The 12,349-nt window shown below is 76.0% G+C and carries 10 protein-coding genes and 1 pseudogene; 6 read left to right on the top strand and 5 right to left on the bottom strand.

What is annotated here, in order from left to right:
- Positions 1–67 precede the first annotated feature (67 nt).
- A complete protein-coding gene (locus ABZ719_RS12670; protein ID WP_366725190.1) occupies positions 68–1,501 on the bottom strand; it encodes a HAMP domain-containing sensor histidine kinase in 1,434 nt (477 codons plus the stop codon).
- Positions 1,498–2,202 (bottom strand): response regulator transcription factor, encoded by a 705-nt coding sequence (locus ABZ719_RS12665; protein WP_366725189.1) that lies wholly within the window; start codon positions 2,200–2,202, stop codon positions 1,498–1,500. The genes ABZ719_RS12670 and ABZ719_RS12665 overlap by 4 nt, the downstream gene beginning before the upstream one ends.
- A gap of 166 nt (positions 2,203–2,368) precedes the next feature.
- Between ABZ719_RS12665 and ABZ719_RS12660 the strand changes: the two are divergent.
- A pseudogene (locus ABZ719_RS12660) lies at positions 2,369–2,992 on the top strand (hypothetical protein).
- Positions 2,993–3,113: 121 nt separating this feature from the next.
- On the opposite strand, the gene ABZ719_RS12655 reads toward ABZ719_RS12660, so the two are convergent.
- Together ABZ719_RS12655 and ABZ719_RS12650 are read right to left on the bottom strand one after the other, a co-directional pair.
- Positions 3,114–3,983, bottom strand: a complete 870-nt coding sequence (locus ABZ719_RS12655) for a fused MFS/spermidine synthase (RefSeq protein WP_366725188.1) — start codon at positions 3,981–3,983, stop codon at positions 3,114–3,116.
- A gap of 30 nt (positions 3,984–4,013) precedes the next feature.
- Positions 4,014–4,346 (bottom strand): hypothetical protein, encoded by a 333-nt coding sequence (locus ABZ719_RS12650; RefSeq protein ID WP_366725254.1) that lies wholly within the window; start codon positions 4,344–4,346, stop codon positions 4,014–4,016.
- A gap of 359 nt (positions 4,347–4,705) precedes the next feature.
- On the opposite strand from ABZ719_RS12650, the gene ABZ719_RS12645 reads away from it, so the two are divergent.
- Complete coding sequence (locus tag ABZ719_RS12645) at positions 4,706–6,193, top strand: hypothetical protein (protein WP_366725187.1); 1,488 nt, start codon at positions 4,706–4,708, stop codon at positions 6,191–6,193.
- A gap of 6 nt (positions 6,194–6,199) precedes the next feature.
- On the opposite strand, the gene ABZ719_RS12640 is transcribed toward ABZ719_RS12645, so the two are convergent.
- The gene (locus ABZ719_RS12640; RefSeq protein WP_366725186.1) at positions 6,200–6,796 is read right to left on the bottom strand and encodes a histidine phosphatase family protein; all 597 of its coding nucleotides are present in this window, start codon (positions 6,794–6,796) and stop codon (positions 6,200–6,202) included.
- A 229-nt stretch (positions 6,797–7,025) separates the two neighbouring features.
- Between ABZ719_RS12640 and ABZ719_RS12635 the strand changes: the two genes are divergently transcribed.
- Genes ABZ719_RS12635 through ABZ719_RS12620 form a run of 4 tightly spaced genes read left to right on the top strand, consistent with a single transcriptional unit; the run spans position 7,026 to position 12,091 of the window.
- Positions 7,026–7,991, top strand: a complete 966-nt coding sequence (locus ABZ719_RS12635; RefSeq protein ID WP_366725185.1) for a phosphatase PAP2 family protein — start codon at positions 7,026–7,028, stop codon at positions 7,989–7,991.
- Complete coding sequence (locus ABZ719_RS12630) at positions 7,942–9,132, top strand: hypothetical protein (protein ID WP_366725253.1); 1,191 nt, start codon at positions 7,942–7,944, stop codon at positions 9,130–9,132. The genes ABZ719_RS12635 and ABZ719_RS12630 overlap by 50 nt, the downstream gene beginning before the upstream one ends.
- Positions 9,123–10,718: a hypothetical protein gene (locus ABZ719_RS12625; RefSeq protein WP_366725184.1), complete on the top strand. Its 1,596-nt coding sequence runs from the start codon at positions 9,123–9,125 to the stop codon at positions 10,716–10,718. Before ABZ719_RS12630 ends, ABZ719_RS12625 begins: the two co-directional genes overlap by 10 nt.
- Complete coding sequence (locus ABZ719_RS12620; protein ID WP_366725183.1) at positions 10,715–12,091, top strand: AAA domain-containing protein; 1,377 nt, start codon at positions 10,715–10,717, stop codon at positions 12,089–12,091. The genes ABZ719_RS12625 and ABZ719_RS12620 overlap by 4 nt, the downstream gene beginning before the upstream one ends.
- Positions 12,092–12,349: the final 258 nt, after the last annotated feature.

The raw sequence follows: 12,349 nt of genomic DNA, 5'->3' as shown, positions 1-12,349 counted from the left end.
GCAATCAGCGTGATCCGGACGGCGGCCGAGGATCTTAGGGTGCGCTTAAGGAAGCCATCAAGGCCGGTTAAAGGTCCGCCCCGGCCGGGCCCTGCGCGCGGTTCCCCCGGCCGCCGGCGGAGCCGGCACGGTCCACCGCCGCGCGCCGGCGGCGGCGGACCGTGCCCCGGTGACTCCTGCGTTCCGGCCGACGGCCGTCCAGCTGGATCCGGACGCGTATCTCCGTGCCGCCGAGGACGGAGGAGCCGATGCGCATGTCGCCGCCGGTCGACTCCGCGAGGCGGCGCACGATGTCCAGGCCGAGCCCGGTGGATCCGTCGCTCCCCGACCCCCGGCCGCGCAGCATGGCCGCGGCCGGGTCGGGTATGCCGGGGCCCGCGTCGGAGACGAGCACGATCACCGCGTCCTCGGCGTGGTGCACGTCGACGGCGAACGCCGTGCCCTCGGGGGTGTGCCGGAAGACGTTGCCCAGCAGGGCGTCCAGCGCCGCCGCGAGGTCGGCGCGGGCCACCGGTGCGCGCGCCGGCCGCTCGACCCCGGCCGGCCGCCACGTGCGGCCCTCGTCCTCGGCGAGCGCGGACCAGAACTCCATCCGTTCCCGGACCACCTCGGCCACGTCGCAGCCCGCGCCCGGTCCCACCGCCGCCGTGCGCGGCCTGGCCTGCCGGGCCATGCGGATGATGGTGTCCACCTCACGCTCCAGCTGGGCGACCGCGGCCCGGGTCTGCTCGGCGGCCGGCCCGTGGCCCAGCGACGCCGCGTTGAGCCGCAGCACGGTCAGCGGTGTGCGCAGCCGGTGGGAGAGGTCGGCGGCCAGCTCCCGCTCGCCCGCGAGGAGCTGGACGACCTGGTCGGCCATGGAGTTGAACGCGACCGCCGCCCGGCGCAGTTCGGCCGGTCCCTCCTCGGGCACCCGCGCGCCCAGCTTGCCCTCCCCCAGTTCGTGCGCGCCCTCTGCGAGCCGCCGCGCGGGCCGCACCATCCGCACGCCGAGCCGGTCGGCGACGACGACCGAGCCGACGACGAGGGCGGCCCCGACACCGGCGAGCACCGCCCAGGCCCTGCCCACACCGTTGCCGACCTCGGCCCGGGGGACGTAGACCTCGACGACCGCGATGGCACCGGAACCGAGCGCGACCGGCTGGAGCAGCGCGGATCCGCCGGACACCGCGGTGGTGGAGGCGCGGCCCATCCGCCGGACGGCCGCGATGTCCGCCCCGGCGGCCCGGCGCCGGCCGATGTCGACGGCGCCGCCGCCCTCGGTCGCCGGGATGTGCACGGCCATCCGGCCGTCCGTGCCCGCCGAGGCGACGACCCGTTCCAGCTGGTCGCGTCCGGTGGTGATGGACAGGGCGGGCGCGACGGCGGCGGCCTGCCGCTCGGCGTTGGAGAAGGCGCGGTCGCGGGCCATCTCCTTGACGACGAGCCCCAGCGGGACCGCGAAGGCGACGACCACCATCGTGGTGACCGCCAGGCAGACCTTGACCAGCGCCCACCTCATCGCCCCGGCTCCGCTCCGGGTGGCTCCAGCTTCACGCCCACGCCCCGCAGGGTGTGCAGGTAGCGGGGCCGGGCGGCGGTCTCGCCCAGCTTGCGCCGCAGCCAGGAGAGGTGGACGTCGATGGTCTGGTCGTCGCCGTAGGACTGCTGCCACACCTCGGCGAGCAGTTCCTTGCGGGCCACGACGACGCCGGGTCGCCCGGCGAGGAAGGCGAGCAGGTCGAACTCACGGCGGGTCAGGTCGAGCCGTACGCCGTCCAGTTCGGCCTGGCGGCGCAGCGGGTCGACGGTCAGCCCGCCGACGCGGACGGCGGTGGACGGCGCGGCCCCGGTGGGGCCGGAGCGGACGCGCCGCAGCACGGCGGCCATCCGCGCCGAGAGGTGCTCGACCGAGAACGGCTTGGTCAGGTAGTCGTCCGCCCCGTCGTTCAGCAGCCGGACGATCTCCGCCTCGTCGTCGCGCGCGGTGGCGACGATGACGGGCACGTCGGTGATGCCGCGCAGCATCTTCAGGGCCTCGGCGCCGTCCAGGTCGGGCAGTCCGAGGTCCAGGACGACCACGTCGAAACGGAGGTGGGCGACCTCGCGCAGCGCCTCCAGCGCCGTACCGACGCTGCGCACGGTGTGCGAGGCGTCGGTCAGGTGACGGATGAGCGCCGAGCGTACGAACTGGTCGTCCTCGACCACGAGCACACTTGCCATGCGCCGCACCGTACGCCATCCGGGCGGATGCGGTGCGAGCCTGTGGACGACGCCGCCGCGGACCCCGCCGCCTGTGGACAACTCGCCTCTTCCGGCCGCTCGTCGGCACCTCCCCCGGCCCTCCCCGGCCGCTTACCCGCGGCGCCTGCGGGACGCGTGCGGCAGGATGACCCCGATGTACAGAGGAGTCGTTCACGTACTGGCGTGGTCGCTGGCGACGAGCGCCGCGGTCACGCTGTCGTGGTGGGGCGTGCACACGGTGATGGCGGGCACCGCCTACGAGCCGCCGCGCGCCCTGCCCGTCACGGCGGCCGGTGCCGGCGCGCGGCAGCCCGAGGTGCCGGGCCCCGCCGCGCACCGCCCGGCACCGTCGAAGAGCCCGTCCGCCCCGTCGGCCGCTCCGGCCCGCACCCCGGCCGCGTCTTCCTCCAACGTCCCGGAAGGTTCCGGTGGTTCCGGGGCGGCCGGCACCGCGAGACCGACGGCGCCGGCGGACGGCGGCGGTTCGTCCACGGGCTCGGCCGGTTCCGCCGGCCCGGCCGGTTCGCCCGGCGACTCCGGCGCCTCCGGGCAGGTGAAGAGCTACGACACCGCGGGCGGGCGCGCGGTCTTCGACCTGGGCACGGCCTCCGCGACCCTCGTCTCGGCGACACCGGGCACGGGCTGGTCGATGCAGGTGTAGAAGACGGCGACGTGGATCCGCGTCGAGTTCACGTCGGGCACGGACCGGGTGTCGGTCATCTGCACCTGGCACGACGGCCCGCCACGGGTGGAAGTGGGCGACTACTAGGGCGTGTTTCCCAGCCCCGTCCCGCGCTCGGCCCGGCCCCGCGACCGGCTCGGCCCCGCCGCCGGCTCGGTCCCGCGGTCGCCCGGCTCCCGCGGCGCCCAGGTGCCGCCGGCTTGCGGCGTCAGCGGAAGACGGAGGGCGGCGGGGCCGGGGACGCCACGGCCGCCGCGTCCGTCACGGGGACGGCCCCGCCCGTGAAGTCGATGAGCGCACGGCCGTGTTCGACCCGGGCCGGGTGCGGGTCGGAGGCGGCCCGGCGGGTCAGCTCCGCCACCGGCAGCGGCAGGTCACGGGCGACGAGGACCGCGTTGCCGAAGCGCTTGCCGCGCAGCACCGCCGGATCGGCGACCAGGGCCAGTTCGGCGAAGCGGGCCGCCGCGGTGGCGATCTGGCCGCGCAGGTGGGCGAGCGGCGGGCCGTCGGCGAGGTTCGCGGCGTAGACGGCACCCGGCTTCAGGGCCCTGCGGACCTCGTCGAGGAACTCCACCGAGGTGAGGTGCGCGGGGGTGCGGGCACCGCTGAACACGTCCGCCACGACGAGGTCGGCCCATCCGTCGGGCACCTTCGCGAGCCCTTCGCGGGCGTCGGCGGACCGCACCCGGATCCGGGCGTTCGCGTCCAGCGGAAGCTCACGGCGCACCAGCCGCACCAGGGCCGCGTCCCGCTCGACGACCCGCTGGGTGGAGCGGGGGCGGGTGGCGGCGACGTACCGGGCGAGCGTGAGGGCGCCGCCGCCGAGGTGGACGGCCTGGACCGGCTTCCCGGGGGGTGCGGCGAGGTCGATGACGTGGCCGAGCCTGCGCTGGTACTCGAAGGAGAGGTACGCCGGGTCGTCCAGGTCGACGTGCGACTGCGGTGCCCCGTCGATCAGCAGGGTCCAGGCCCGCGCCCGTTCCCGGTCGGGGACGAGCTGCGCGAGCCCGCCGTCCACCTGCTCGGCGACGGCCTGCTCGGACCCGCGCTCTCGGCGGGAGCTTCTGGACCTTCCCATCCCGCCATTGTCCCAGGCCCGCCGCAGCCCTCAGCAGCAGCTGTCCGCGGCCTCGATCATCCGGGCCGCCTCGCCCAGCGCGCGCCGCAGCACCGCGGGGTCCGTCGCACGGTCGGCCTCCCCGGGCGGGAGCAGCCAGTCCGAGCCCTCGACGGGGGGCAGGGGTGCCATCCGCAGGCCCCGGCCGTCCGTCCGCGTGCACGTGCTGCCCGGCAGGTCCCACGCCGCGGCCGTGCCCGCCGGGACCACGAACCCCAGCGTGTCACCGCCGTCGTCGTGCAGGACGGGACCCACCGCGTCCCCGGCCTCACGGCGCAGGATGTCGACCGCCTCCAGGCCCTGCCGGGCCGGCACCGTCACCAGGTCGCAGCCGGTTTCCGGCTCCGGCGGCCGACAGCGGTCGGCGCTCCCGTGAGCCTGCGTCCCGGACTCCACCACGGGTACCCCTCCTCGTGCGCGAGCGGGTCGGGAGTCGGGCGGCTCCCGGTTCGCACGGTTCAACGCGGGGGGCGCGTCAACGGCTACGGCCGAAGTCAGCCACAAAGGATGGCAGTTCATGGCAGATCGTGGATGAGATATCCGGTTTGTAGCTAAACCCTGCGTGGCGGAGCGGACACAACCGGTACGTTCTTGCTCGTCGGAAACAGGGTGCCACCGGGGCAACCCGGGTAACTCGCCTCGAATCCGGCATGGTTCGACGGTTCGCACGAGAGGGCCCGGCCATGGCGTCGTCAACGGTGACCTCGTCCCCGTACCCCCGGCCACCGCGGCCGAACCTCGCCTTCCGGCACCTGCGCGGACAGCGCTCGCCGGCCGAGTTCGCCGCGGCGGTGCGGCGTGCCGCCCGCGAGATCGGCGAGCGGGTCAGCTGCGACGCGCGCTACATCGGCCGGGTGGAGGCGGGCGAGATCCGCTGCCCGAACTATGCCTACGAACGTGTGTTCCTGCACATGTTCCCCGGCCGCACCCTGACCGACCTGGGGTTCGCGCCCCGTTCGTCCGTGCGCGGGCGGGCGTCGCGCGCCCCCGGGAGCGCCGAAGCGCCCACCGGCGTGCCTCCCGCGCGCACGGACGGCGACCGGCACCGCCCGCCGGACGAGCACCACCGGCACGACCAGCACCACCCGCACGACCGGCACGACCTGTACGACGGGCAAGACCTGTACCACCCGCACGAGGACCACGAGGAGAGCGACGTGCTGCGTCGCGCATTCATGACCCGCGGGGGCGCCACGGTGGCCGCCGCCTCGCTGGGCCCCCTGGGGCTCGCCGTCGACGCGGCGGCCGCGGACCGCGCCGTCCGCCGCGCCGGCGCGAGCGACGCGGGCGCCGTCGAAGAGGCCGTCCGCAGGATCCGGCTGCTCGACGACCGGCACGGCGCGGACGGCCTCTACCGGCGCGCGGCGGCTCCGCTGCGCGCCGCGTACGCCCTGCTCGACGCCGGCGCGACCCGGCAGGCCACGGCCGAACGGCTGCACGCGGGCGCCGGCGAACTCGCCATCTCCGTGGGCTGGCTGGCCCACGACTCGGGCCGCTTCGACGACGCGCGCTCGCACTACGCGGAGGCGCTGGCCACCGCCCGGATGACCGGCGACGCGGCCGTGGAGGCGCACGCGTTCTGCAACACGGCGTTCCTCGCGCGCGACGCCGGGCGGCCCCGTGAGGCGGTGCGGGCGGCGCAGGCGGCGCAGCGCGCCGCCCGCGGGCTGGGCTCGGCCCGGCTGATGTCGCTGCTCGCGCTGCGCGAGGCCGGGGGCTGGGCGGGGCTCGCCGACCGCACCGGCTGCGCGCAGGCCCTCACCCGCGCGCAGGTGCTGTTCGGGCGGGGCCCCTCGGAGGCCGACCCGGAGTGGATGAGCTTCTACGGCGAGGCCGAGCTGGAGGGTCTGGAGGCCCAGTGCTGGTCGATGCTGGGCGACTGGCCGCGGGCGGCGCAGCACGCGGGGCGGGCGGCCCGGCTCCAGGACCCGCACTTCAGCCGGAACATCGCCCTGTACACGGCGGAACTGGCCGACGACCTCGCGCGCGGGGGCCGTCCCGACGAGGCGGCGGCGGCCGGGATGCGGGTCCTGGACCTGCTGGACCAGGTCCAGTCCTCGCGCATCCAGATGATGCTGGCGGGGACGGCGCGGGTGCTGTCCCCGCACCGTCGGGCGAGCGGCGTGTCGGCGTTCCTGGAGCGGCACGCGAGCACGCCCAGGACCGTCTGAGGCGCCCTACGCGGCCAGGTGCCCCACGTCGTTCCAGCTCTCCAGGGCGGGTTCGCCGTACGCCCAGCCGAGCACCGACAGCGACGTGGGGTTGAGGCGGACGCGCGCGGCGAAGTCGAGCGGCAGACCGAGCCACCGGGCGCCGATCGACCGCAGGATGTGCCCGTGGGCGAAGACGAGCACGTCGCGGTCCTCGGCGCGCGCCCAGGCCACCACCTCGTCGGCCCGGGCCGTGACCTCGGCGAGCGTCTCCCCGCGCGGTACGCCGTCGCGCCAGATGAGCCAGCCGGGGTTCTCGGCCTGGATCTGCTCGGGCGTCATGCCCTCGTAGGCGCCGTAGTCCCACTCCATGAGGGTGTCCCAGCACATGGCGCGCTCGCCGAAGCCGGCCAGGTCGCACGTCTCGCGCGCGCGTGCCAGCGGACTGGTGCGGACCTCGACACCCGGCAGGCCGTCGAAGGGGGCCCGGCGCAGGCGCTCGCCGAGCAGTTCGGCGCCCCGCCGGCCCTCCGCAAGGAGGGGCACGTCGGTCCTGCCGGTGTGCTTGCCGGACAGCGACCACTGGGTCTGTCCGTGCCGGGCCAGCAGGATGCGCGGTGCCATGAGCAGCCTTTCCGGGGAAAAAGTGAGATCTTCGGGCGGGACCTTCCCATCATCGCGCACCCTGTGCGGGAGCAACCCGGGGGGCGGTGTTCGCGTCTTCGAGGGCCGGGGCGCCCCGCGCGGGCGGGCGCCGAGACCGTAAAGTGTCACGACCGGCCGGGGACCGACCCATGTCGCCGGGCGCCGCAGCGACGAGTAGTAGAGCGACCTGAAGGGGGAGGGGCATCGGATGCCGCAGACCGAGGCACCGGCACCTGCACCGCGTACCGAGGCGGCCCCGCGGACCCGGCTTCGCTGGTGGACCGAAGTGCCGCTGATCCTGCTCGTCTACGGCTGCTACACGGCCGGCCGGCTGCTGGTCCGCGGTGACGTCTCGGGCGCCGTCGACCACGGGCTGTCGATCCTGCGCCTGGAGAAGGTGCTCCGGCTCAACTTCGAGCACCCGCTCAACCGGTTGTTCACCCGTGAACCCTGGCTCGGCGTCCCGGCCGACTTCTGGTACGCGTCACTGCACTACGTGGTGACACCGATCATCCTGGTGTGGCTCTTCCGCAGCCGCGCGGCCCTCTACCGCACGGCCCGCACCTGGCTGATGACCTCCACGTTCATCGGCCTGATCGGCTTCACCCTGCTGCCGACCTGCCCGCCCCGCCTGCTGTCGCCGGACCACGGCTTCGTGGACACCATGGCCCACTACAGCTCGTACGGCTGGTGGGGCGGTGACGCCAGCGCGCCGCGCGGCATGGGCGGGATGACCAACCAGTACGCGGCCATGCCCAGCCTGCACGTGGGGTGGGCGCTGTGGTGCGGGGTGATGCTCTGGCGGCACGGCGGCACCCGCTGGACGAAGGCGGCCGGTGTCGCCTACCCGCTGCTGACCACCCTCGTGGTCATGGGCACGGCGAACCACTACTTCCTCGACGCGGTCGCGGGGGTCGCCGTGATGGGCGTCGGACTGCTGCTCGGCCCGGTCGTGACACGCTCCGTGGACCGGGCCCGGGCGGTCCTGGCCGCGCGGGTCCCGGCCCTCGCCGGCCGCCCGGGCGGCGACATCTCCCCGATTGTCAGTGGCGGGTGCCAGACTTCGGCGGGTGAGCGAATTCCACGGCAGCGCGAAACACGGCTCGGTTCCCCGGCCGAGCCGGGTGCCTCCTCCCAGGACGCGGAGGACGGCGCTCCGGCACCAGCTCGCTGAGCTGCGCGGCAACGGCGTACCGGCGCGTGCGCTGGACGCCCGCGCGCTGGCGGCCCTCGCCGCCAACCCGGGCTGCAGACGGCGCGCCATCCTGGACGGCGCGGGCGTGGACAAGACGGCGCTCGCGGGCGCGCTGGGCGCGCCGTCCGCGTTCGGTCAGTCCCAGTTCGCCCTCACCCGGGGCAACGCGTTCGAGGCCCGGGTCAAGGCGGACGGCGGCGCGGAGCTTTTGCGGCTGGTGCACGGACGGCTGGACCCCGCCGCGGAGCCGCCGCGCGAGGCGGACGTCCCCGACCTGACCGCCGTCGGTCCCGAGGGGCGCGCGGCGCGCACCGCGCTGGCGCTGCGCGAGGCCACCGAGGCGCGCGCCTGGACGCTGCTGGACCATCCGCTGCTCGCCCTGGACGTGGCGGGCTCCCCCGCCTTCCTGGAGCCGGACGCGGTGGTCGTGCACCCGGACGGCACGTGGACGGTCGTGGAGATCAAGTCCTTCCCGATGCTGGACGGCTCCGCGGACCCGGCGAAGGTCGGCGCGGCGGCCCGCCAGGCCGCCGTGTACGTGCTGGCCCTGGAGGAGGTCGCCGCGCGGCTGGACCAGGAGGCGGCGCCCGCCCCGCGCGTGCGTCACCGGGTCCTGCTGGTGTGCCCCAAGGACTTCTCCAACCTGCCCACCGCCTGCGCCGTCGACGTGCGCAAGCAGCGCGCGGTGACCGCCCGCCAGCTGACCCGGCTGACCCGGCTGCAGGACATCGCGGACCTGCTCCCCGAGGGCGTGTGCTTCTCCCCCGAGCTGCCCCGCGAGGAGCTGGCGGCGGCGGTCGAGGCGGTCCCCGCCTCCTACGCCCCCGAGTGCCTGTCCACCTGCGAGCTGGCCTTCCACTGCCGGGCCCGGTCGCGCGCCGAGGGCGCGGTGACCGCGCTGGGCCGCTCGGCCCGGGCCGAACTGGGCGGTCTGACGAGCGTCGAGGACGTGCTGGCCGCGGCCCACGGCGAGGCGGGCGACCCGGACGACCCGGCGGTGGCCGCGCTGCGCCGGGCGGCGGTGCTGCGGGCGGAGGCGCTGAGCGGCCACCCGCGGGCCGTGTCCGGCCCGCAGGACGCCGGGCGTCCCGCCGTCCGGCGGGAGGCCGCATGTCGCTGATCACCACCCTCGCGCGCCTGGAGGCCGTGCGGTCCGGGCGGGCCGAGCCCGCCGCGACCGTCCGCCACCGGCACCTGTCCGAGCGGCCCCTGGTGTGCGTGCCGCTCACCACCGCGGGCGAGGCGGGCGCCCCGCTCGGCGCGCTCGTCGGCACCGACCGGGACGCGCCACGGCTGCTGGTGGTGCCGCAGCCGCGCGACCGGGATCTGCGGTTCGCGTTCCTCGCCGAGCTGGCCGACGTCGTCCTGCCGTACATCGACTCCTGCGCGGAGGCGGTCGAGGCCGCCGAGCGCAGCGAGACCGACCCGGAGACGGGCAAGCGGGTCAAGGTCGAGGTCGAGCTGTGCGCGGACGCGCCCCAGCTGATCGTGCCCAGCCGCGCGGGCATCGATCTCGTACGCCTGCTCGGACGTTCCATGCGGTTCAGGCGCACCGCCGAGCAGGATCCGGAGGCTCCGCACCCGGCACCGCCGCGTGTGCCGCTGCTCGGGCGGTGGCTGACCCACTTCGCGGAGCGCGCCCGGGTGCCCGGCTCCTCGCTGCTGCTGGCCCTGAGCGACGTCCTGGCCCTGCACTGGACCACCGGCCAGTCCGCCCTGGAGGACCAGCACCTGGGCGCGCTGCTGGCGTGGATCTCCCCGCCGGACGGCCTCTCGGGCGCCGAGGCGGCCCTGCGGGCGGAGCGGGAGCGGGACGCGGCCGGGCAGCTGCTCTGCCCGCCCGCAGGCCCGGCCACCGACCCGGCCTTCGACAACAAGCTCCTCGCCCCGGCCATCGAGCGCTACGACCGCGCGCGCGGTGCGCTGGCCGCCGCCGAGGACGGCCTGGCGGCCGACGAGCGGCTGGGCGCCCTCACCGAGGCCGAGCAGCACATCCGCGACCTGGTCCGCCGCTGCGCCCTGCCCACCTGGGAGAAGGTCTGGGAGGGCCTCGACCTGCTGCGGGCCCTGCCCGAGGGCGCGCGCGTGCGGGAGCGGTGGACCCGCGACCGCTGGTCGTTCACCGGCCACCGCGACCGGGTGCTCGCCGGGGAGCCGCCGCAGCCGCGCCGGGACGACGCGGTCACCGCGGCGAACAAGCTGGCCGCACGCGAGCGGGAGCAGGCCCGGCTGGACGCCCAGCAGGCGCTGGACGACCCGCTGGTCATGGCCGGGCGGCGGCTGGCCGGGGAGGCGTTCGCGGGCGAGGTCACGGACGTGACCATGGCGTACAGCGAGGGCAAGCGCCCCGCCCCGCGCCCGCTGGTCACCGTCCGCACCGACGACCGGCCGCTCCTGGGCGAGCGGGTCAGGGTGTACCGCTCGCTGGACGGCAGGCCGCAGTCGGCGGAGGTCGTCGCCCGCGAGGAGGACGGCACGCTGATCGTGCTGCGGATCCTCGACAAGATGGGCCGCGGCAAGGAGCCCGAGACCGGTTCCGTGCCGGAGAAGGGCGACCGGGTCTGCTTCACGCTCTTCGAGCACGAGCAGCGCGGCGGGGCGAAGCTGCCCGACCCGGAGAACACCCCGTGGACGCACGGCGGCCCGCCGGGCGAGGAGAGCGCGCCGGAGGCCCCGGACCCGGTGACCGAGGAGGACCTGCTGTGACCGCCCCCGCCGAGGAGACCACCGCCGGCCGCGGCACGCCCGGGGGCGGCTTCGACCCCGGTGCGGCGGCCGCCCGCGCCACCGAGGCGATCCTCTCCGACACCCTGCGCGGCGCGCACCGCGGTGTCGTCGTCGACTCCCCTCCGGGCGCCGGCAAGTCGACGCTCGTCGTCCGTGCCGCGCTGGAGCTGGCCGACGCCGGGCGGCCGCTGATGGTGGTCGCGCAGACCAACGCGCAGGTCGACGACCTGGTCCTGCGGCTGGCGCAGAAGAACCCCGAGCTGCCCGTCGGCCGGCTGCACAGCAGCGACACCGACGCCTACGACAAGGCGCTCGACGCCCTGCCGAACGTCCGTACGTCGGCGAAGGCCGCCGACCTCGCCGGGCTCGACGTCGTGCTGTCCACCGCCGCGAAGTGGGCGCACGTGAAGGTCGACGAACCGTGGCGGCACGCGATCGTCGACGAGGCGTACCAGATGCGCTCGGACGCGCTGCTGGCCGTGGCGGGGCTGTTCGAGCGGGCGCTGTTCGTGGGCGATCCCGGCCAGCTCGACCCGTTCTCGATCGTGGGCGGCGAACAGTGGGCGGGGCTGTCGTACGACCCGTCGGCCTCGGCGGTGACGACGCTGCTGGCGCACAACCCGGAGCTGCCCCAGCACCGGCTGCCGGTGTCGTGGCGGCTGCCCGCGTCGGCCGCGCCGCTGGTCTCGGACGCGTTCTACCCGTACACGCCGTTCCGCAGCGGCACGGCGGCCGGGGACCGGCGGCTCACGTTCGCGGTGGCCTCGGACGGCTCGGGCCCCGACCGCGTGATCGACGAGGCCGCCGCGTCCGGCTGGGGTCTGCTGGAGCTGCCCGCCCGGCACACTCCCCGCACCGACCCGGAGGCGGTACGGGCGCTCGCGGCGGTCGTGACGCGGCTGCTGGAGCGGGGCGGCGCGGCCGTCTCGGAGCGGGACCCGGACCCGGCGCCGCTGACCGCCGGCCGGATCGCCGTCGGCACGGCCCACCGCGACCAGGCGGCGGCCGTCCGCGCGGCCCTCGCCGAGCGCGGCGTGCGGGACGTCACCGTGGACACGGCCAACCGGCTCCAGGGCCGGGAGTTCGACGTCACCGTCGTCCTGCACCCGCTCTCGGGCCGCCCCGACGCCACGGCCTTCCACCTGGAGACCGGCCGCCTGTGCGTCCTGGCATCCCGCCACCGGCACGCCTGCATCGTGGTCTGCCGCGCGGGCGTGAGCGAACTCCTGGACGACCACCCGTCCACGGAACCGGTCCAGCTCGGCGTCACGGTGAAGTTCCCGGACGGCTGGGAAGCCAACCACGCCGTCCTCGCCCGCCTGCACGAACACCGGATCACCTGGCGCCCCTGACCCACGAGCCGCCCCCGGACGCAGAGGCCGCCCCGCCCGCCACCCGCCCGGCGACGACCGGCGAACACCCGGCGGGGACCGGACGCCGAACCGGAACCGCCTGAAGCGGAACCCGGGGGCGCGCGGGAACATCCCGCGGGCGCGCGGGCTTGAGAAGGTCCGGGGATGGGCAGGCACCGCCCGGCCCCTCGCGCATACGCGAGACAATGGACGGTGGCCTTCCACAGGAGGGCGTCACCGGACACCGTACGAGGAGGA

This window comes from Streptomyces sp. NPDC006743, assembly GCF_040703815.1.
Classification (GTDB): Bacteria; Actinomycetota; Actinomycetes; order Streptomycetales; family Streptomycetaceae; genus Streptomyces.
This window is presented reverse-complemented; position numbering and strand designations above follow the sequence as displayed.

Excerpts from the sequence above, each read along its gene's own strand:
- ABZ719_RS12670 (WP_366725190.1), bottom strand. The coding sequence starts at position 1,501 with ATGAGGTGGGCGCTGGTCAAGGTCTGCCTGGCGGTCACCACGATGGTG.
- ABZ719_RS12665 (WP_366725189.1), bottom strand. The coding sequence starts at position 2,202 with ATGGCAAGTGTGCTCGTGGTCGAGGACGACCAGTTCGTACGCTCGGCG.
- ABZ719_RS12655 (WP_366725188.1), bottom strand. The coding sequence starts at position 3,983 with ATGGGAAGGTCCAGAAGCTCCCGCCGAGAGCGCGGGTCCGAGCAGGCC.
- ABZ719_RS12645 (WP_366725187.1), top strand. The coding sequence starts at position 4,706 with ATGGCGTCGTCAACGGTGACCTCGTCCCCGTACCCCCGGCCACCGCGG.
- ABZ719_RS12640 (WP_366725186.1), bottom strand. The coding sequence starts at position 6,796 with ATGGCACCGCGCATCCTGCTGGCCCGGCACGGACAGACCCAGTGGTCG.
- ABZ719_RS12635 (WP_366725185.1), top strand. The coding sequence starts at position 7,026 with ATGCCGCAGACCGAGGCACCGGCACCTGCACCGCGTACCGAGGCGGCC.
- ABZ719_RS12625 (WP_366725184.1), top strand. The coding sequence starts at position 9,123 with ATGTCGCTGATCACCACCCTCGCGCGCCTGGAGGCCGTGCGGTCCGGG.